Annotated in this window: 13 protein-coding genes and 1 pseudogene; 6 read left to right on the plus strand and 8 right to left on the minus strand. The window is 40.2% G+C overall.

The features are described 5' to 3' along the window. The first annotated feature begins 5 nt into the window (after positions 1-5). Positions 6-3,191, plus strand: a complete 3,186-nt coding sequence (gene adeG, locus C502_RS0100580; RefSeq protein ID WP_018676916.1) for a multidrug efflux RND transporter permease subunit AdeG — start codon at positions 6-8, stop codon at positions 3,189-3,191. Between the two features lie 4 nt (positions 3,192-3,195). Then, positions 3,196-3,411: pseudogene (locus tag C502_RS0100585) on the plus strand (RND transporter); the annotation flags it as partial. Between the two features lie 92 nt (positions 3,412-3,503). Here the strand turns inward: C502_RS0100585 and mgtE are convergent. Both mgtE and C502_RS0100595 read right to left on the minus strand, forming a co-directional pair. Continuing rightward, the gene (gene mgtE / locus C502_RS0100590; protein WP_023274490.1) at positions 3,504-4,841 is read right to left on the minus strand and encodes a magnesium transporter; all 1,338 of its coding nucleotides are present in this window, start codon (positions 4,839-4,841) and stop codon (positions 3,504-3,506) included. A 312-nt stretch (positions 4,842-5,153) separates the two neighbouring features. After that, positions 5,154-8,252, minus strand: a complete 3,099-nt coding sequence (locus tag C502_RS0100595) for a multidrug efflux RND transporter permease subunit (RefSeq protein WP_018676919.1) — start codon at positions 8,250-8,252, stop codon at positions 5,154-5,156. Between the two features lie 328 nt (positions 8,253-8,580). Here C502_RS0100595 and C502_RS0100600 point away from each other — a divergent pair, with 328 nt between their 5' ends. Both C502_RS0100600 and C502_RS0100605 read left to right on the plus strand, forming a co-directional pair. Further along, complete coding sequence (locus C502_RS0100600; RefSeq protein WP_018676920.1) at positions 8,581-10,194, plus strand: phosphoethanolamine transferase; 1,614 nt, start codon at positions 8,581-8,583, stop codon at positions 10,192-10,194. A gap of 136 nt (positions 10,195-10,330) precedes the next feature. After that, positions 10,331-11,464: a glycerophosphodiester phosphodiesterase gene (locus C502_RS0100605; RefSeq protein WP_018676921.1), complete on the plus strand. Its 1,134-nt coding sequence runs from the start codon at positions 10,331-10,333 to the stop codon at positions 11,462-11,464. A 39-nt stretch (positions 11,465-11,503) separates the two neighbouring features. Here the strand turns inward: C502_RS0100605 and pnuC are convergent, their stop codons facing one another. Then, positions 11,504-12,079, minus strand: coding sequence for a nicotinamide riboside transporter PnuC (gene pnuC, locus C502_RS0100610; protein ID WP_023274489.1), 576 nt, complete (start codon positions 12,077-12,079; stop codon positions 11,504-11,506). A gap of 420 nt (positions 12,080-12,499) precedes the next feature. Here pnuC and C502_RS0100620 point away from each other — a divergent pair, with 420 nt between their 5' ends. Together C502_RS0100620 and C502_RS0100625 are read left to right on the plus strand one after the other, a co-directional pair. Next, positions 12,500-13,453 (plus strand): DMT family transporter, encoded by a 954-nt coding sequence (locus C502_RS0100620; RefSeq protein ID WP_018676924.1) that lies wholly within the window; start codon positions 12,500-12,502, stop codon positions 13,451-13,453. Positions 13,454-13,574: 121 nt separating this feature from the next. Beyond that, positions 13,575-15,176, plus strand: coding sequence for a CocE/NonD family hydrolase (locus tag C502_RS0100625; RefSeq protein WP_018676925.1), 1,602 nt, complete (start codon positions 13,575-13,577; stop codon positions 15,174-15,176). A gap of 28 nt (positions 15,177-15,204) precedes the next feature. Here C502_RS0100625 and C502_RS0100630 read toward each other — a convergent pair whose 3' ends face one another. From C502_RS0100630 to ftsH, 5 genes are all read right to left on the minus strand, one after another. After that, a complete protein-coding gene (locus C502_RS0100630; RefSeq protein ID WP_023274488.1) occupies positions 15,205-15,519 on the minus strand; it encodes a DUF5713 family protein in 315 nt (104 codons plus the stop codon). Between the two features lie 117 nt (positions 15,520-15,636). Beyond that, a complete protein-coding gene (locus C502_RS0100635) occupies positions 15,637-17,256 on the minus strand; it encodes a vWA domain-containing protein (RefSeq protein ID WP_023274487.1) in 1,620 nt (539 codons plus the stop codon). A gap of 122 nt (positions 17,257-17,378) precedes the next feature. After that, positions 17,379-18,230: a dihydropteroate synthase gene (gene folP / locus C502_RS0100640; protein WP_018676928.1), complete on the minus strand. Its 852-nt coding sequence runs from the start codon at positions 18,228-18,230 to the stop codon at positions 17,379-17,381. Positions 18,231-18,325: 95 nt separating this feature from the next. After that, on the minus strand, positions 18,326-18,634 hold the full coding sequence (locus tag C502_RS0100645) for a hypothetical protein (protein ID WP_018676929.1): 309 nt from the start codon (positions 18,632-18,634) through the stop codon (positions 18,326-18,328). Positions 18,635-18,703: 69 nt separating this feature from the next. Continuing rightward, positions 18,704-20,599, minus strand: a complete 1,896-nt coding sequence (gene ftsH, locus C502_RS0100650; protein WP_018676930.1) for an ATP-dependent zinc metalloprotease FtsH — start codon at positions 20,597-20,599, stop codon at positions 18,704-18,706. Positions 20,600-20,624: the final 25 nt, after the last annotated feature.

The following is a 20,624-nucleotide window of genomic DNA, read 5'->3' on the forward strand; positions in this document are numbered from 1 at the left end:
TCCGCATGAATATTTCTAAATTTTTTATTGATCGTCCGATCTTTGCTGGGGTGCTGTCCGTCCTGATTCTACTGGCGGGCTTACTTTCCCTTTTCCAACTGCCTATTTCTGAATATCCAGAAGTGGTGCCACCCTCTGTGGTGGTGCGTGCTCAATATCCAGGTGCCAACCCTAAAGTGATTGCTGAAACGGTTGCTTCTCCGTTGGAGGAATCCATCAACGGCGTTGAGAACATGCTGTATATGCAGTCTCAAGCCAACAGCGATGGCAACCTAACCATTACCGTCAATTTCAAGCTTGGCATTGATCCCGACAAAGCACAGCAACTGGTCCAGAATCGGGTTTCTCAAGCTTTGCCACGTTTGCCAGAAGATGTACAGCGTCTCGGTGTGACTACGCTGAAAAGCTCACCAACCTTGACGATGGTGGTGCATCTGACCTCACCCTATAATCGCTATGACATGACCTATTTGCGTAACTATGCCGTGCTCAATGTCAAAGACCGTTTAGCACGCCTACAAGGTGTCGGTGAAGTTGGTCTGTTTGGTTCAGGCAATTACGCCATGCGTGTATGGTTAGACCCACAAAAGGTGGCGCAACGCAATCTCACCGCCACTGAAATCGTCAATGCCATTCGTGAACAGAATATTCAAGTTGCCGCAGGAACCATTGGTGCTGCACCCAATAATTCACCATTGCAGCTATCGGTGAATGCGCAAGGTCGTCTGAGTACCGAACAGGAATTTGCCGATATTATTTTAAAAACGGCTGCGGATGGTGCAGTAACTAGACTCGGTGATGTCGCGCGTGTTGAACTGGCCGCTTCACAATATGGCTTGCGTTCATTACTGGACAATAAACAGGCGGTGGCGATTCCAATTTTCCAAGCACCGGGTGCCAATGCCTTACAGGTCTCGGACCAAGTACGTAGCACCATGGCGGAACTGTCCAAAGATTTTCCAGCCTCAATTAAATACGATATCGTTTACGACCCGACTCAATTTGTGCGTTCAAGTATCAAAGCGGTGATTCATACTCTGCTTGAAGCGATTGCACTAGTGGTTGTGGTGGTGATCCTGTTCTTACAAACATGGCGTGCTTCAATCATTCCTTTACTGGCAGTACCTGTTTCCATCATTGGTACCTTCGCCTTAATGCTGGCCTTCGGTTATTCCATCAATGCCCTGTCACTATTCGGGATGGTACTCGCCATTGGGATCGTGGTCGATGATGCCATCGTGGTGGTGGAGAATGTCGAGCGGAATATTGAAGCAGGACTCAGTCCACGAGATGCGACTTACCGTGCCATGCGTGAAGTCAGTGGGCCAATTATTGCCATCGCATTAACCTTGGTTGCGGTGTTCGTCCCGCTGGCTTTTATGACAGGGTTAACAGGGCAATTCTATAAACAATTTGCCATGACCATTGCCATCTCCACCGTGATTTCGGCATTCAACTCACTCACCCTGTCACCAGCTTTGGCCGCCATGTTGCTCAAAGGTCATGATGCCAAACCTGACTTCCTGACCCGTGTGATGAACCGTGTCTTTGGGCGCTTCTTTGCCTTGTTTAACCTCGTATTCTCACGCGCATCGGATCAATATGGTCGTGGCGTCAGTCGGGTGATTTCGCATAAAACCTCAGCGATGGGTGTCTATGCAGTACTACTCGGTCTGACCATTGGGATTTCTTATATCGTTCCGGGTGGTTTTGTGCCTGCACAAGATAAGCAGTACCTGATCAGCTTTGCCCAATTACCGAATGGTGCTTCACTGGATCGAACCGAAAATGTCATCCGTAAAATGAGTGATGCTGCGCTAAAACAGCCGGGTGTAGAAAGTGCTGTGGCTTTCCCAGGTTTATCTATTAATGGTTTTACCAACAGTTCCAGTGCAGGGATTGTCTTTGTGACCTTAAAACCTTTTGCTGAACGTAAAGCGGCCGATCTTTCTGCCAATGCAATTGCAGGTGCTTTAAATCAAAAATACTCAGCGATTCAAGATGCTTATATTGCAGTATTCCCCCCACCACCCGTGATGGGTCTCGGCACCATGGGTGGCTTTAAACTCCAGCTTGAAGATCGCGGTGCTTTAGGCTATGCCGAGTTAAATAACGCAGCCCAATCCTTTATGAAGGCGGCACAATCTGCACCTGAATTGGGGCCAATGTTCTCCAGTTATCAAATCAATGTACCGCAATTGAATGTTGATCTGGATAGGATTAAAGCTAAGCAGCAAGGCGTCGCCGTCACCGATGTATTTAATACCATGCAGATTTACCTCGGTTCACAATACGTGAATGACTTTAACCGCTTTGGTCGGGTCTATCAGGTGCGTGCTCAAGCCGATGCACCATTCCGTGCCAATCCTGAAGATATTTTACAGCTTAAAACCCGTAACAATGCCGGACAAATGGTGCCGCTGTCTTCACTGGTCAATGTGACTCAAACCTATGGCCCAGAAATGGTGGTGCGCTATAACGGTTATACCGCTGCCGATATTAATGGTGGTCCTGCACCAGGTTATTCATCTAGCCAAGCCGAAGCTGCGGTTGAGCGTATTGCCGCTGAAACCTTGCCACGTGGGGTGAAGTTTGAATGGACTGACCTGACCTATCAAAAAATCTTGGCAGGTAATGCTGGATTGTGGGTGTTCCCGATCAGTGTGCTGTTGGTGTTCTTGGTTTTGGCAGCCCAATATGAAAGCCTGACCTTGCCATTGGCTGTGATTTTAATTGTACCGATGGGTATCTTGGCTGCACTGACCGGCGTTTGGCTCACAGGTGGAGATAACAACATCTTTACCCAAATCGGCTTGATGGTACTGGTTGGGCTGGCCTGTAAGAATGCCATTTTGATTGTCGAATTTGCCCGAGAACTGGAAATGCAAGGAATGACTGCGTTTAACGCAGCAGTAGAAGCCAGTCGACTACGTTTACGTCCAATCTTGATGACTTCAATCGCCTTCATTATGGGTGTAGTTCCCCTCGTCATATCAACGGGTGCAGGTGCTGAAATGCGCCATGCCATGGGCGTTGCCGTGTTCTTTGGTATGATCGGAGTGACCTTCTTTGGTTTGTTCCTGACCCCTGCCTTCTATGTATTAATTCGTACCCTGAACAGCAAACATAAACTGCATTCAGCCGCTGTGCATGAAGCACCCCTGCACAGTTCATACGATCACCAGGAATGAGCATATGACCCTGCTGAAACAGAACTGGTTGTTATGCTCACTGATGGGGAGCCTGCTACTTGCAGGCTGCTCATTGGCCCCTGAATATCAACCAGCTCAAGTGGTTATTCCGCTGCAATTTAAAGAAGCCGACCTGCAACGTGGAGATCAGAACTGGAAAATTTCTCAAGCTGCCAATGCGCAGTCTCGCAGCGAATGGTGGCATGTTTTTAAGGATTCATAACTGAATGATCTAGAACAACAGATAACTAATAAATAAATTTAGCTTCTTTACTCACTATTTCTAACAGATATTTTAACTATCACCACTCATTAAAATAAAATCATCGAAGCAATAAATAAGTACACAATCACCCCTGTTGCATCACAAATGGACGTCACTAAGGGGGCTGATGCACTTGCAGGATCAAGCCCTACTTTATTTAAAATAAAAGGCAGGCTCATCCCAATCAGACAGCCCATCAGCACAATGCCCATCATACTCAGCGCCAAGACCAGTGCCACCATTTCATCACCACGGAAATAACCAAGTATTGATACAGCAATTGCCATTGTTCCACCTAAACACAATGCAACGAGGCTCTCACGTCCAAGTAAATGGAACCAATCTTTAAATTGTACATCGCCTGTGGCTAAAGCACGAACCATTAGCGTGGAAGACTGAGAACCTGCATTACCACCACTCCCAACCAAAAGTGGGAGAAAAAAGACCAAAACAAGGTGCTGAGCAATCACATCTTCGTAGTGAGCAATCCCAATCCCTGACAGTAAACTACCAAAGACCAAAAACACTAACCAAAAAACACGCTTTTGATAAAGTTGCAGAATTGGCGCAGATTTAATACTGAGTTTAGATGAAGCATTAACAGCACCAACTTTTAAGAAATCTTCTGTTGCTTCTTCACTGGCAACATCCATTGCATCATCATAAGTTACGATTCCAACCATCATGTCTTGATGATCAATAATTGGCAGTGCTAATAAATCATAACGGGCAATAATTTTAGCGACTTCATCCTGATCGGTATCCACATAAGCTGTTAACAAATTCGTTTCCATTAACTCATTAATATTTTGTTCTTCGGGTGCAAGGATTAATTGCTTTAAAGATAAAACACCAAGAATTTTTCGGGCTTGATCCAAAACATAGGCAAAGTAGATGGTTTCGGTATCATGTGCTTCAAAACGCAACATCTTAATAGCATCTTTCACCATCATATTGGGTTTCAATGTGACATATTCAGAGCTCATAATTGCGCCAGCTGTCCCTTCAATATAAGATGAAAGTTGACGAATATCTTCTCTTTCAGCTTGCGCTAAAGCAGGCAATAATGCATTTTGCTGTGCTTCATCTAAACGTTTGAATACATCAGCACGTTTATCCGATGGCATTTCGCCAATAATTTCTGCAAAAATATTTCTGGGTATTGCCTCAGCGAATTTGACTTGTTGAGTAGGTGGCAGATAAGAAAAAATGTAGGCACGCTCAGGCAAGTGTATTAACAACAATTGGCTATGCTCTATAGATAATTGAGTTAATACATCTGCGATGTCTGCGGCACGGAAAGTTTTTAATGATGCAAGTGCAAGTTCGATATGATTATTTTTTAGCGCATCATTTAATAAGTATAAGAAGTTATTATAGCCCATGTTTGCCTCTTCACGACCAATCACCTGCAATGAAGAGCCAATACGGCCGATTATATGACGCTCGAATAATGCTCTTCATTCAGATTTTGATGAATATAAAAATGTGTAATTCTTAATAAATCACAACTGTGTATGTCCATTGAACGAACAAAACCTCATTTAACCGCTTATACGGCATGGCAATACTACAAACCTTTTTTTCTATTCACAACTTAGGCAACAAAAATGAACAATTAAGCGAATCAACTGTTTAAGTGACTCGATCAATTGCTCATCAGTTTTGTGACCTACAGATCAGCATATTCTGTATTTTTAACACTGCTTTGATTTTATTTTGAAAATATTAGACACCAATACATACATAAAAGGAATAAAAATCAGCACCAATACGGTTCCAAAAATAACGCCGCCCAATACACTCGTACCAATTTCTTGACGACTCACCGCCCCTGCACCTGATGCAAAAACGAGTGGTAAAATACCTGCACCAAAAGCAAAAGAGGTCATTAAAATTGGACGCAAACGCAAACCTGCTCCTTGTAAAGCAGCTTGAACTGCATTGTGCCCCTGTGCTTGAGCAATTGCTGCAAATTCAACAATTAAAATCGCATTTTTACACGACAAACCAATCGTTGTGAGCAAGGCAATTTGGAAATAAATATCATTTGGAAAACCAGTCAAGTAAGCAAACAAGATATTGCCACCGATGCCCAATGGGATTGCAGCCATAACTGCAGTTGGAATACTCCAGCTTTCATATAAAGCAGCAAGACACAGGAAAATGAATCCTGCGGACACCAGATATAGCCAGATTGCCATTTGACCTGACTGCTGTTCTTGAAAAGATAAACCACTCCATGCTAAATCTAGATCATCAGACTGATTCACCATCTTTTTCAGATCGTTCATGGCAACACCCGAACTAAATCCATCTTTGATATCTGCTTGCATTTGAACTGCTGCATAGCCCATATAACGCGTGACCACATCAGGTTCACCATGCCATGCCGTTTGAGCAAACTGATTAAAAGGCACCATTTGATTTTGGTTATTGCGTACAAACCAATACTGTAAATCTTCAGGCTTGGAACGAAACTGTGCATCACCTTGCATCATGACTCGCTTAATTCGTCCACGATCAATAAAGTCATTAATATACGTTCCACCCCATGCAGCAGATAATGTACTGTTCATTGCCGCTTGAGTGAGCCCCATTGCCATTGCTTGTTTTTGATCAATATGAACTTTCAGCTCCGTTTTATCAGAAGTGGTTTGTTTATCAATATTTTCAAAACTGTTTTGGTTCGCCGACTGCTGTTGTAACGCCTTAAATTTTTGATCTAAGAAAGTCCGACCTTGACCATTAATATCTCGAATCCAAAAGTCGATACCACTGGTTTGTCCCAAGCCACTGACTGAAGCAGGCATCATCACATTTACTTGTACATTGGGATTATTTTTAAAAAATTTCATTGCACGTTGGCGAATCGCTTGTGCCGCATTTTTCTGTCCTTTACGTTCATCCCAATGTTTTAAAGCAATAAAAGCCGATCCTAAATTTTGCCCTGTGCCTGAATTGTTACGCCCATAACGAACTAAAATAACCTCAACATTTTTAGCTTCATGATCAGCAAAATATTGGCGAATTCGCTCTCCCATTTCTTGTGTTCTCGGTAACGGCGTTCCTTCCGCAGTTTTGAACTGCACACTCAAAATTCCTTGGTCTTCACTTGGCAAGAAGCTCGTTGGTAGGGCTTTATACACCAAACCAAATATCGCAATTAACCCCACAAATAACACTAAAACGATTGCTTTATGTTGGATGCTGTATTGGGCAGATTGCAAATAGCGTTGTTTTAATTGATCTAATTTTTGGTTAAACCACTGTGCCCATTTGGCAGGCTGAGGATTGGATTTTAAAATAAGCGCGCATAAGGCGGGTGTTAAAATTAAAGCAACCAGTAATGAAAGAATCATCGCAGCAACTAATGTAATTGAGAACTGTCGATAAATCACCCCCATAGAGCCGCCAAAAAATGCCATAGGAATAAATACAGCCGTCAGCACCAAGGTAATCCCGATCAACGCACCCGTCATTTCCTGCATGGAAGCAATCGCAGCCTGCTTCGCTGAAAGGTGTTGCTCATGCATCAAGCGTTCAACATTTTCAACCACAACAATTGCATCATCGACTAATAGACCTATCGCCAACACCATCGCAAATAAAGTTAGGGTATTGACACTGAACCCAAGTACATACAGCACCGTGAATGTACCTAAAATTACAATCGGAACAGTCAAAGTCGGAATAAGCGTGGCACGCCAATTCTGTAAAAATAGGAACATGACCACCACAACCAATACCACGGCTTCAAATAGCGTACTCACCACCTGTTTAATCGACTCTTGCACAAACGGCGTGTTGTCTCGTGGATAAACGACTTTATAGCCTTGCGGCATTTTTGCTGAAAGCTGATCAAGTTCAGCTTTGATGGCTGCGGAAGTGGCTAAAGCATTGGCACCTGATGCCAGTGAAATACCCATCCCCGCAGATGGATAGCCATTAATGGTATTGAATGATTGATAGTTCTCTGCACCCAATTCAACTCGAGCAATATCTTTTAAATAAACAAAGCTTCCATCCACATTGGCTTTAATAATAATATTTTCAAATTGTTCAACTGTTTGCAAACGTGAACCTGAACTGACTTTTGCATTTAAATATTGATCTGATACCGCAGGCAAAGCCCCGATCGAACCTGCTGCAACTTGCGTATTTTGGGCTTCAATTGCTGCACGAATATCACTTGGAATCAACAGATATTGCTTTAACTTGAGTGGGTTCAACCAAATTCGCATGGCATATTGCGAACCAAAAACGTCAATTTCACCAACACCTTCAATTCGAGCAATATTTTGTTCGATATGGTCTGCTAAATAGTCTGAAATCTGGATATTGCTGCTACGACCTGTGGTGTCATATAAGCCAATCACCATATGTGTATCGCCAAGTGATTTATAAACATTTACCCCTTGTCGTTGTACTTCTTCAGGTAAACGATTCAACACACCATTAATACTATTTTGTACCTGTACCTGTGCTGTATCAGGATTAGTACCGATATCAAAACTGAGGTTAATGCGGCTACGACCAGATGAATCGCTGGTTGAACTAAAATACAGTAAATGATCAATGCCTTTAATTTGTTGTTCTAAAACTTGAGTCACACTTTGCTCAACAGTTTCAGCTGAAGCCCCCGTATATGTGGTAGAGACTGTAATACGAGGTGGTGCAATATCGGGATAGCGCTCTACAGGGAGATTTAAAATAGAGAAAATACCAAAAGCCATCACCATAATCGCAAGTACGGTTGCAAAGATCGGACGCTCAATAAAAAACTTAGATAACATGGCTGTTCATTCCATTTTTGAAACAGTCTATTTTTCAAAAAGATAGGGAGAGAGTACTATTTTCAAACAATGATCATTACTGAGCTTTCAAGCAAACACCATTGTTATTAACATATCATTGCAAAAAGCGACAATTACGGAGAAATCATGAATATTCTTAAATATGCTAAAGACCAGTAAAAATGATAAATATCTTCAAAAACTAAAGTTCAGCTAAATAATTTAATTTACTATGCAATCAAATAGTTCTCAATTTCAGATTGACACTCTACTTACTTAAACCGATAGTAGCACGCTCTCTATTCTCCCCCCATTTTATCAGGCATCTATGAAGGCCAACTTAACACGGTTTAATACTCTGCTACTTATTTTACTGCCAGCGTTGATCACGGGTGGTTTGTTGATCTTTGCAGGAAATTTATCCGATGGTTTAAGACTTGGCTTTCTCTCTTTACCAGGTGTTGCTTTTATTTACCTCGCGATTTCGCAGCAAATCATTTATTGGTACATACTTTCAGTCATCTGGTGGTTTATTGCGTGGTTAGATGCACTGCTTCGTTCTAGTACTTGGTTTTTATTTAATAGTGATAATGAAGCCTATTTTATTATCGAAGCGATCGCCAATACCAATCAACAAGAAACATGGGAGTTCTTACAACTTCATCTAAACACCATTGCGATTGTTGTATTGGCTTTAATGACTTTATTAACGGTTTATAGTTTTTTAGCGTTTAAACTGATTAAGGCAAAACATTTTAATCAACTTTGGGATAGTCGAATTTACCGTAGTTGCATCATTCTACTGATCTTATTGACCGTGACGAGCTATTTAATGAAGCCTTCACGTAACGTTCATCCTGTGGTTTTTTGGTCAGATTATCAAACCAAGATTCAAGATTTCCAAAATAGAATCAAACAACATAAAGATGTTCACCATCAATGGGATCTGAGCGCAAAGCAGAATCTAGTTCTCACAACGTCAGCTCACGTTAAGCAAACACATGTGTTGGTACTTTCAGAAAGTTTAACCAGCTTAAATCTAGGGGTTTGTGGCTATCCACGAAATACCACACCAGAGTTAGCAAAGAAAATTGATCAACTTCGTATCTTTTGTAATGCATTTTCGCCCTCACCTTCGACCATTAATGCATTACGTGTGCTACTCACTGAAAGCCCAGCATCAGAACATGATCAATATTCCCCTGAAAGTATATTGGCATATGCTCGAGCAGCAGGTTATAAGATTTATTGGTTAAGCAACCAAGATGACAGCTATTTATCCTCCTTATTTGGGTCTTATGCGGATAAAGCCGTCTATAAAAATACACGCTCTGGACGTAGCAGTACCTCTTTGGATGAAACATTAATTCCTGTCTATCAGCAAGCGTTGGCAGATCCCAATCCGAAAAAACTAATTATTCTTCACTTGATTGGTGCGCATCCGAATTATCAAGAACGCTATCCAATTGTATTTAATAAATTTAGTAGTGACAGTAATGATGCCGTAGAACGCGATCTCAAGGACAGAAATATTGATCCTTGGATTCGGTCATTACGAAACGACTATGACAATGTAATGCTATATCAAGATTCATTGCTCGTAAAATTCTTAGAGACTTTACAGGCGGATCATAAACCTGATTTTAGATCATTTACCATGGTTTCTGATCATGGTAATGAAGTCGGGCATGAAATTGATTATGCTGGTCATAGCCCAAACACAAAAGCAGGCTATCAAGTCCCTGTCATGATGTGGTACGACAAAATACCAGTCACGGGTGTGAATAAAGATAAAACCCTAAACACAGCAGAACTCGATAATAATCTTATGCATATTATGGGTCTCAAAGATAAATCCGCTCCACCACAGAGCTATTGGCTAGATGATAATTATCATTTTACGCCAGAAGCGAATTGGCCCTACTGGAAAAATAAGTCTTAACATTCAATCAGACTATTTTTTATTTTAGTTGTTTTATAAACACTGATTTTTTCATAAAACGATCACTGAACTGTCATCCCCTTGATAAATTTCCACGACAAACTAACCACTTTAATAAAAACATTTGAGCATCATAATGTTAAAAAAAGCAGTTCTTTGTCTTAGCTTCATTAGCCTTGTTGGTTGTAATGATGACAATAATGATCAAAATAATAACACTCAATCGAGTTATCAATTACCCAAAATTTTGGTTATCGGACATCGTGGAGCGAGTGCGCTGCGCCCCGAACATACCTTAGAGTCTTATCAAAAAGCGATTGATGATGGTGCTGATTTCATTGAGCCTGATTTAGTCTCGACCAAAGATGGTTTTTTGGTGGCTCGCCATGAAAATGAAATTAGTGGTACAACCAATGTCGCCACGTTAACTCAGTTTGCCGATCGTAAAAAAACCAAAGTCATTGATGGGGTCACTTTAGAAGGTTGGTTTACCGAAGACTTTAGTTTGAAAGAGTTACAACAACTTAAAGCACGTGAACGGATTCCTCAATATCGACCAGCCAACACAAAATACAATGACTTATATAGCATTCCAACCTTAGAGCAAATTATTGAGCTGACTGAAGCACATTATCAAAAAACAGGCAAGATTATTGGCTTATACATTGAAACCAAACATCCAACCTACTTCCAAAAACAGAATTTAGCCATGGAAGATCCTTTACTTAAAATATTATCTAAATATCAATACACCCGTGATATTGCCCCAATTTATCTACAGTCTTTTGAAGTTGGAAATTTAAAGTATCTCAAGGGGCAATTAGATTTATATAAGAGCGTGAAACATGCGCAGTTGATCCAACTGTACGATGAACAAACTGCAAGACCTGCTGATTATGTTGCCCAAAATATCAACACAACTTACGCAGACATGGCGACCGCACAAGGTTTAAAAGATGTCGCAAAATATGCAAACGGCGTAGGGCCATGGAAAGTATATATCTTTAAAGATAGCACCATGACTCAAACGACCTCATTTATTCCCGATGCGCACCAAATGGGCTTAAAAGTACATCCTTATACTTTCCGTCCTGAAAACAATTATTTAGCTGATACTTTAAAATGTAGCTCAAAAGCAGATGAACGCTGTCCAACAGGCTCAATTAAAGAAATGCAGCTCTATTTTAAAGCAGGTGTGGATGGTGTATTCACAGATGACCCTGCGCTAGGTCGTCAAGCGGTACAAAGTTATCTCAGCACCTCTAAATAATCCAAGACTCATAAATAAAGGCAGCTTGACTGCCTTTATTTATGTTTGAGACGCCAACTGTTTCTGCTTAACTTGCTCCCATTGCCACCAACCATAAGCTGCCAACAAAACAAAAGCAGCATACAGACCTGCGGTTAAGAATAACTCTTTATAAATAAACATACCGACATACACAATATCGACAAAAACCCAAAGTACCCACGTTGCGATATGTTTACGGCTCGTCCAATAGGTTGCCAATAAACTAAATGCAGCAAGTTGCGCATCTAAGATCGGTACAGCAGCATCGGTAAAATGTTTAAGTGTTAAACCAAATAATAATCCACCGATTGCTGCCAAACCCATTTGCATCAATACCATTTTGGCTGCAATTGGTTCGATCCGAATCTCGTGATCTTGGCGTTTACCTTTAAGCCAATAATAAAAACCATAGAAATTCATCAGCATAAATAAGAATTGTAAAATCGTCTCGCCGTATAATTTAAAGGTGAAAAAAAGGTAAGCATATAAAATAAATGCCAAAAAATTAAACCACCAACACCACATATTCCGTTTTATCGTGAGTGCAACACCGATCACACTAATAATAACGGCAATAATTTCTAAAGAAGACAAGAGCAAACTACTTTGAAAATCCGAATAACAACATTATGGAAATATTCTTTATTTAAGCAAGCCAAAAATCTTGATCTGATATGCTTCTATTCGCCGTATTTTTAAAGCTAAAGACTATTTTTCACTCAAGCCTTATGCTATAAAAATGTAAAGCTTATTTTAAAATTTATCACATGTTGATTCGCAAGGTTTCACCCACTCGTCTTATTCACATTAAGGATTGCATTCCCGCCAATCCAATGTGGCGACGTGTCTGCATTTTTATGCACGGTGACTTTGCACATCTCTTTCATCCGATGACAATTTAACAAGCTCATCATTTGAAAAGTACAGGTCGCCTCAAGAGCGACCTTTTTTATTGCCTTCATTTTAATTACTCAAATACAGCGTTGCAATCACAACGACAACAGGAGCATCTCCATGACACAGTTTCAGCAAAAGAATTTTATACAAACGACACAGATTCAACCGACTGTAGCCCCTACTCACCCTCGCCTAGCTACAGTCGGTCAATTTATTGCAGTTGTGCTGATCTGGTCATTTACACCGTTAGCAGCCGTCTGGACTGTGCATGAAATTCATTGGGCTTGGGGTTTATTTCTTCGATTCAGCCTCGCCATTCCACTTGCATTGCTTTGTCTGTTTTATTTCAAACTTAAACTTATCTTGAACTTTAAAGCCATGATGAGTTATGCCGCGGGTGCGCTTGGATTATTTGGTTCAATGGCTTTTTGTTATATGGGTGCAAGCAAAGTCTCATCAGGAATGATCTCGATTATTTATGGAACAGCACCTTTATGGTCTGGCTTAATTGCGGTTTTTATTTTAAAACGTGAGCATTTTCTAAAACGTCAATGGTATGGATTAATAATTGCCATTTTGGGCTTATCACTCACGCTGGGCATAGGTTCTGATCACATTCAAATGGATATCATTGGTGTTAGCTATGAAATTATTGCCGTATTACTTTATGTGATCTCAATGTTTCTCGTCGCAAAAATTGGTGCGGAGATTCATCCAATTATTCAAACGACAGGATCAACACTGATTTCATGGCTTGGCTATCTGTGTTTATTGCCCTTCTTTATCGCCCAAGCACCAGTGCAATTACCAAGTTTACAAGTCAGTCTTGCTTTGTTGTATAGCGCAGTATTTTCATCAGTTTTGGCGATGATTTTTTATTTCAATCTGATTCAAAAACTCAACCCAACCACAGTCATGTTAATTACAATTATCACCCCCGTGTTGGCAAGTGTATGGGGCATATTTTTCAATCATGAACCACTGAACTCACACTTAATTTTAGGTTTAATTTTCTTGTGTGCAGGGTTATTCTTATATGCTTATCGTTCCAACTCACGTCAGATAAAATAGAACAAAACTGGTAGGTCAGTAAAATGACCTATCCTTTTATAGTCTCGGCGAGTTTGACACAGTAAACTCGCGTTCATCACATTATAACTTCCCAAAGATTTGCTCAAGGATGAAAAAATCGATGCGTTCAAATGTTTTATGGATCTGGTTCGGTGTATTTTTCCTATTACAAGGTTGTGTACATGCAACCCTACGACCTCAAACAGTTCAACAACAACCTATTAAATTAAAACAACGTTATTTTCAAGCAAAAACAACTGCCTCAGATGGTACTGTGCTTGCTTTTACAGTGTATCAGCCTCATTTAAGAGCAGATCAAACTGCACCTTTACTGCTACATACCCATGGTTTTGGTTTATCTCGCATGAAACGACCTGAACTCAGTCTGTACGGTTTTTTACTGCCAACGGGGCAAGTTGCTAAAACAGCATGGAAAAATGGCTATTGGGTGATTAGCTATGATCAACGTGGACATGGACATAGTCAGGGTAAAATCCGCTTAACAGATCCTGAAAAAGAAGCTCAAGATGTGATTAGCATTATGAACTGGGCTGAAAAGAACTTATCACAACTGGCACAAAATCAAAATGGTGTTCGTACAGGCATGATTGGCGAATCTTATGCAGGCGGTGTGCAATACATTGCTTCTGCTTTAGACCCTCGCTTACAAGCAATTGTACCAATCACAACTTGGTACGATATCGTCGATAGCCTTGTACCCAATGGCGTTCCAAAAGGAGATTGGCTAAGTTTCTTAAATTTAATTGGTGACTGGTGGAACTGGAACAAATTTGATCCTGAACTTAAACAAGCCTATCAAGATACGCAACAAGGACAATTAAAACAATCGACCTATCATTTTTTAAAAACGCATCAAGCCAGTTGGTTCTGTGAAAATGCTCAAGTGCCAAAAGCAGATGCGCTCATTATCCAAGGGTTCAGAGATGTATTATTCCCTTTTAATCAAGGTGTTAAAGCAGCACAATGTATTCAGAAAGCCCAACATGAAGTGCATTTAATCGGTGTACAAGGCGGGCATTTACAACCCTTTGCCCAACACTCCCCTTTAGGTGATACCCCTTTTTGGTATATTGGGAAATCTGTTACCTGTGGGAATCAAAAGCAATATAAATTACAAAGCACAATCATGGGATGGTTCGATCAAAAACTCAAAGACCAAGCCGCAACAAATGATTTACCTGAATTATGTGTTGATAAAAGCCCCGTTCAGCAGCTCAAAGATTTAGATGCAACGACACATTACACCTTAAATAAAACTTGGATTGAAGCAAAAAATTCACACCCAATCTTTGTTCCAATTCAGACTATGACTGAAGTCATGCATATTACAGGCACACCAAAGCTCGCTTTAAATATTGAAACGCAATCGAAAGATTCAACACCTACTTTATTTATTTCTGTTGCGATAAAGTCGAAGAAAACTGGAAAATATGTCATCTTCAATGATCAAACAGCAGCATTTAACCCAAGCAAAAAGCAGGCTTTTGATCAAGTTATTTTCGGATCAAAATCGAATCAAAAAGATAATCAAACCATTGAATTACCAAGTATAAATGGAAACTTAAATCAAGGTGATACTTTAGGCTTACTGATTCATACAGAAAGTATTTATTATCAAAAAATTAAACAGCCTAAAATTGAAGCATGGATTTCAGGACAAATTACTTTACCAAAACTTTGGGATGCGACCGCGACAAAATAATCTTTTTTATAAAAATCGAGAGTGAGTTTTACCACTCTCGATTGACAATCAATTCTTCCATTTCAATATCAAAATAACCTGCTTCTTGCACAATCATCATCATTGCTTCAGCAATATAATCCGCAGCAGTATCATCTAAGCTTGAATCTAAGTCCTCAAACTGAGGTTTCATTTCATTTATTTCAATTATTGTTTGATGGGCAAAACGATAAATTTCTGCTTCAGACAAACCAGAACGAGCTACTTTTTTCAAAAATTGTTGAATATGCTGTTTAACTTCTGCGACAAGAATATCGGGATAATATTCATCATCAAACATGGGGAGGAGGAGATCTTCAAACATAAATAAAATTATATGTTAATAAAACGCCATGCTTATAACACAATCTCATACAAATCACGATATTTACGCGTAAAAAAAGCGGTTGTTTCTGGCCGCTTCTTAAAGCATTAATAATGCTTAATCTCTTTTTGCACTTAAACTTTTAGCAATTTTCGCAAGCTCGATAAATTCCTCTCGCATCTGATAGGGATCAGGCTGTGCAGATTGTTTTGCCAATTGAATAATTTGATCCCACCCCATTGCACCATTATATTGCCCACCCTTTAATTGCTGAGCGTACGCAGCAACTGCGATGGCAAAACGTGTATCGTTATTGGCTTGAGCAAGCGTTTTACTTTCTGCTTTCACAGGTTGGCTTAATAGAATACTCTTTTCTTGATTTGGTAATTTATAGCGCAAGTTTACAAAAGCATATTCTGACTTTTTCGCTGCATCTGTCTTTGTTGATGCTTGATAACGTGAATCATTGAGCCAACCGTGCTGACCTACTGGAATGATTTCATAAATTGCCGTAACATTATGCCCTGCCCCAATATCGCCCGCATCAACTTTATCGTTATTAAAATCTTCCTGTTTCAACATACGGTTTTCATAGCCAACTAAGCGATATTCTTTTACCGTGGCAGGATTAAACTCCACCTGAATTTTGACATCCTGAGCAACTGTTGCCAGTGTTGACGAAAGCTGACGTTGTACCACTTTTTTCGCTTCATTTTTATTATCAATATAGCTGTAATTACCATCTCCTGCATCCGCCAGTTGCTCCATCAACTGCTCATTATAATTTCCTGTCCCAAAACCCAATGTCGTTAAAGAAATACCACTTTTACGTTTCTCAGCCACCATCCCTTTTAAAGTGCTAAAGTCAGTAATACCCACATTAAAGTCGCCATCAGTTGCCAATAAAATACGATTGATCCCATTCTTCACAAAGGCTTTTTCAGCTTGTTGATAAGCCAATTGAATTGCCTGTTCGCCTGCGGTTGCCCCGCTTGCCTGTAATTCATTAATGACGGTTAAAATTTTGTCTTTTTGATCACCAGAAGTGGGTTCTAAAATGAGTTTCTCACCACTGGCATAAGTAATAATCGTGACTTTATCTTGAGGGCGCAATTGCTCAGTCAATAATCTGAGTGTTTGCTTAACTAAGGGTAATTTATCTGCTGCATCCATACTACCCGACACATCAACAAGGAAAACGAGATTAGCAGGTGGAAGTTGTTTGGTTGTTAAGTCCTTTGCTTGAATGCCGATTTTGATCAACTTAGCATTCTCTTTCCACGGTGAATCTACAGTTTCAGTGCTGACTGAGAATGGGTGAATACTATTCGGTTGCGGATATTCATAATCAAAATAATTAATCATTTCCTCTGCACGGACTGCATCAACAGGAGGTAAACGACCATCATTCAGGAAACGACGTGTATTGGTATAACTGCCCGTATCCACATCAACACTAAAAGTTGAGACTGCTTGATCTGCAACCCGATAAATAGGATTAACCTCATTCTTTTGATATTTTTCAGTATTCTGTTCTAGTCGCACGCTTTCTGGACTAGGCATTACTGCCATGTAAGCAGCAGGAGCAATCATCTTTCGAGTACTATCTATTGCCATATTAGACATGATAGAAGATGCAGGAGCGACTACATGGCTACGTTCCTTTACGGGATTACCACAGGCGATCATCATGGAACTTAGCAAGGTTAAGGTCAGTATTTTTGTAGATTGATGCATATTTTAATTCCCCAATTTTTATGTCTTTTAAATGAATGACGCTATTAATGTAATTGTATGCAAAAAAATAAAGATACACCGTATTGGAATGTATCTTTATCTTCATTATTTCTCTGTAATTACTAAGCTAAACGCATCGCATTCCAAACTTTTATCGCATCATTGGTGGCTTTAACATCATGCACTCGAACAATACTAGCACCTTGCTGAATACTTAGTAGATGTCCTATTACACTTCCAACCGCACGTTCCTGTGCAGGTATACCATTCAATGCTTCACCAATAAAACGTTTACGTGACAGTCCAGATAAGATCGGATACCCCATTCGATTCAATTTCCAAAACTCATTCAGCAATTGAAAATTCTGTTGTGCATTCTTGGCAAAACCGAAACCTGGGTCGATAATAATATTTTCTTTGCTTACCCCGACCTCAATTGCTTGATTAAGCCGCTGCTGTAATTCAAAAATTACTTCTTCGGTCACATCCTGATATTGATCTAGCTGATTCATATTGGTCGGTTCACCACGCATATGCATCAACACCACAGGGATATTTAATTCAGCTGCCGTTTCTAAAGCTTGTGGACGAGTTAGAGCACGAACATCATTCCAGATATGCGCACCTGCTTTCACGGCAGCTCGAATCACCTCAGGCTGACTGGTATCAATCGATATGATCACATCATACTTGGATAATGCTTCAACCACAGGAATGACACGCTGAATTTCTTCTTCTAGCTCAACGGGTGATGCATTTGGGCGAGTTGACTCTCCACCAATATCAATAATGCTTGCACCCTCTTCAATCATCTGCAAAGCATGTTGAATGGCGAGGTCTTTTTGATGATGCTGTCCGCCATCACTGAATGAATCAGGGGTAACATTTAAGATGCCCATCATTTGAAGTTGAGATAAATCCAATGTAAAACGACCACACTGTAACTGACATTGTGGTAATGGCATCAACTGCATCAATATTCTCCATTTTTAATAACGTATATTTTAACAATGATCAGTAGATTTAAGTGTTTCTTTATTTTCAATCTTTTCTCTTGTCTGCTCGGTTTTCATTCTAGATTTTCAACAATGACAAAAAACTCATCCAAAAATTGATAATCCATATCAAGAATGAGTTTGTAATAACCTAGCTGTTTGGTTTCTTTCTGAAAAACATCAAGTTTGCAAATAAATATAGATTGAGAATAATCCTTATTTACTTCTTGTAAAATAGATTCTGTCTGGAATTGAAGTGACTCAAAGTCACATAATATATCTAGATCACTCAAAGTATTTTTTTGAAAAATTCTTTCTAAATATTTATAAGCCAAATTTTCAACTTTCAAAAATAATGCTGACGATCTTTCAACTCTGGCCATTTTAATTCACTCTTTTTATTAGGTCATAAAAAAGAGCCGCTCTTTAGCGACTCTCTTTGATTTCAACCATTAACCCATTGCTGGTAATGGTGGCGGTGTAGATGGACCATCTTTAGGAGGTTCAAATGCAGCCACTGGATTTTCAGCAACATAAACTTTTGGTGGTTGAGGCTCACGACCTTCCATGATGTCACGGATTTGGTCACGATCAATGGTTTCCCACTCCATCAACGCTTTCACCATTGCATGCGCGATATCTTTATTATTTTCCAAGATATTACGTGCAACTTTATATTGTTCGTCTAAGATGCGACGTACTTCTTCATCAACTTTTTGTTGTGTTGCTTCAGAAATAGTACGACTACCGACATTACCGAAGAAACCATTTTGGTTTTCATCTTCATAAACCATCACACCGAGCGCATCAGACATACCATATTTGGTCACCATTGCACGCGCCATTTTGGTTGCACGTTCAAAGTCGTTCGATGCACCAGTCGACATTTGATTAATAAAGACTTCTTCAGCAATACGACCACCAAATAAGATTGAAAGCTCATTCAACATCTTATCTTTATAGTGGCTCATTTGATCTTGTTCAGGTAACTGCCAAGTCACACCAAGTGCCCAACCACGCGGCATAATTGTTACTTTATGCACTGGATCTGTACCTGGTAAGATTTCAGCAACAATCGCATGTCCAGCTTCATGGTAAGCCGTCGCACGACGTTCTTCTTCACGAATCACCATCGATCTACGTTCTGGCCCCATGTAAATCTTGTCTTTTGCATCTTCAAAGTCATGCATATCCACCGTGTTTTTATTACGGCGGGCAGCAAATAACGCTGCCTCATTGACTAAGTTTGCAAGTTGCGCACCTGAGAATCCTGGTGTACCACGTGCAAGAACCTTAAGGTCTACACCAGTAACAGATGGAAGTTTCTTCAAGTGAACATTTAAAATTTGTTCACGACCACGGATATCAGGTAAACCCACCATGACTTGACGGTCAAAACGACCTGGTCGAAGTAATGCTTTATCAAGCACATCTGCACGGTTGGTTGCAGCAATAACGATCACACCTTCATTGCCTTCAAAACCATCCATTTCAACAAGCATTTGGTTCAGGGTTTGTTCACGCTCATCATGACCACCACCTGTACCTGAACCACGATGACGACCAACCGCATCAATCTCATCAATAAAGATGATACATGGTGCATGACGTTTTGCTTGTTCAAACATATCACGGACACGTGATGCACCAACTCCGACAAACATTTCAACAAAGTCAGAACCAGAGATACTAAAGAATGGAACTTTAGCTTCACCCGCAATTGCTTTGGCTAATAATGTTTTACCAGTACCTGGGGGACCAACCATGAGTACGCCACGAGGAATGGTTGCACCAAGACGTTTGAACTTAGAAGGGTCTTTTAAGAAGTCAACAATTTCAACAACTTCTTGTTTGGCTTCATCACAACCCGCAACATCAGTAAATGTAATCTTAATTTGATCTTCAGATAACATTTTCGCTTTTGACTTACCAAAACTCATTGGGCTGTTTTTACCACCAGCACCCCCACCCATATTACGCATAAAGAACATGAATAATAAGATGATCAGTAATACAGGGAAGCTCGCAATGAGAAGTTGCATCAAAATGCCTTGACGTTGTGGTGCAGTACCTTCAACGACTACATTCTGTTTATTCAAGCTTGGTAGCAATTCAGTGTCTTCTACTTGCGGACGAACCGTTTCAAAAGAAGAACCATTGGTTTTTTCACCACTAATATTTAAACCGTCAATTGTGACTTGTTTAATTTGCCCAGCATTCACCGCTGCAACGAAATCAGAATATTTCATCGCTGCAGGCTTATTGCGGTCACTGACGTTGCTAAAAATCAAAATCAGAACACCGAGTATGATGAGCCACAATACGGCATTCTTGAAGTAATCGCTCAAGGCTTTATTCCCATATCAATCTAAT

It is taken from the genome of Acinetobacter tjernbergiae DSM 14971 = CIP 107465, from assembly GCF_000374425.1.
GTDB lineage: Bacteria > Pseudomonadota > Gammaproteobacteria > Pseudomonadales > Moraxellaceae > Acinetobacter > Acinetobacter tjernbergiae.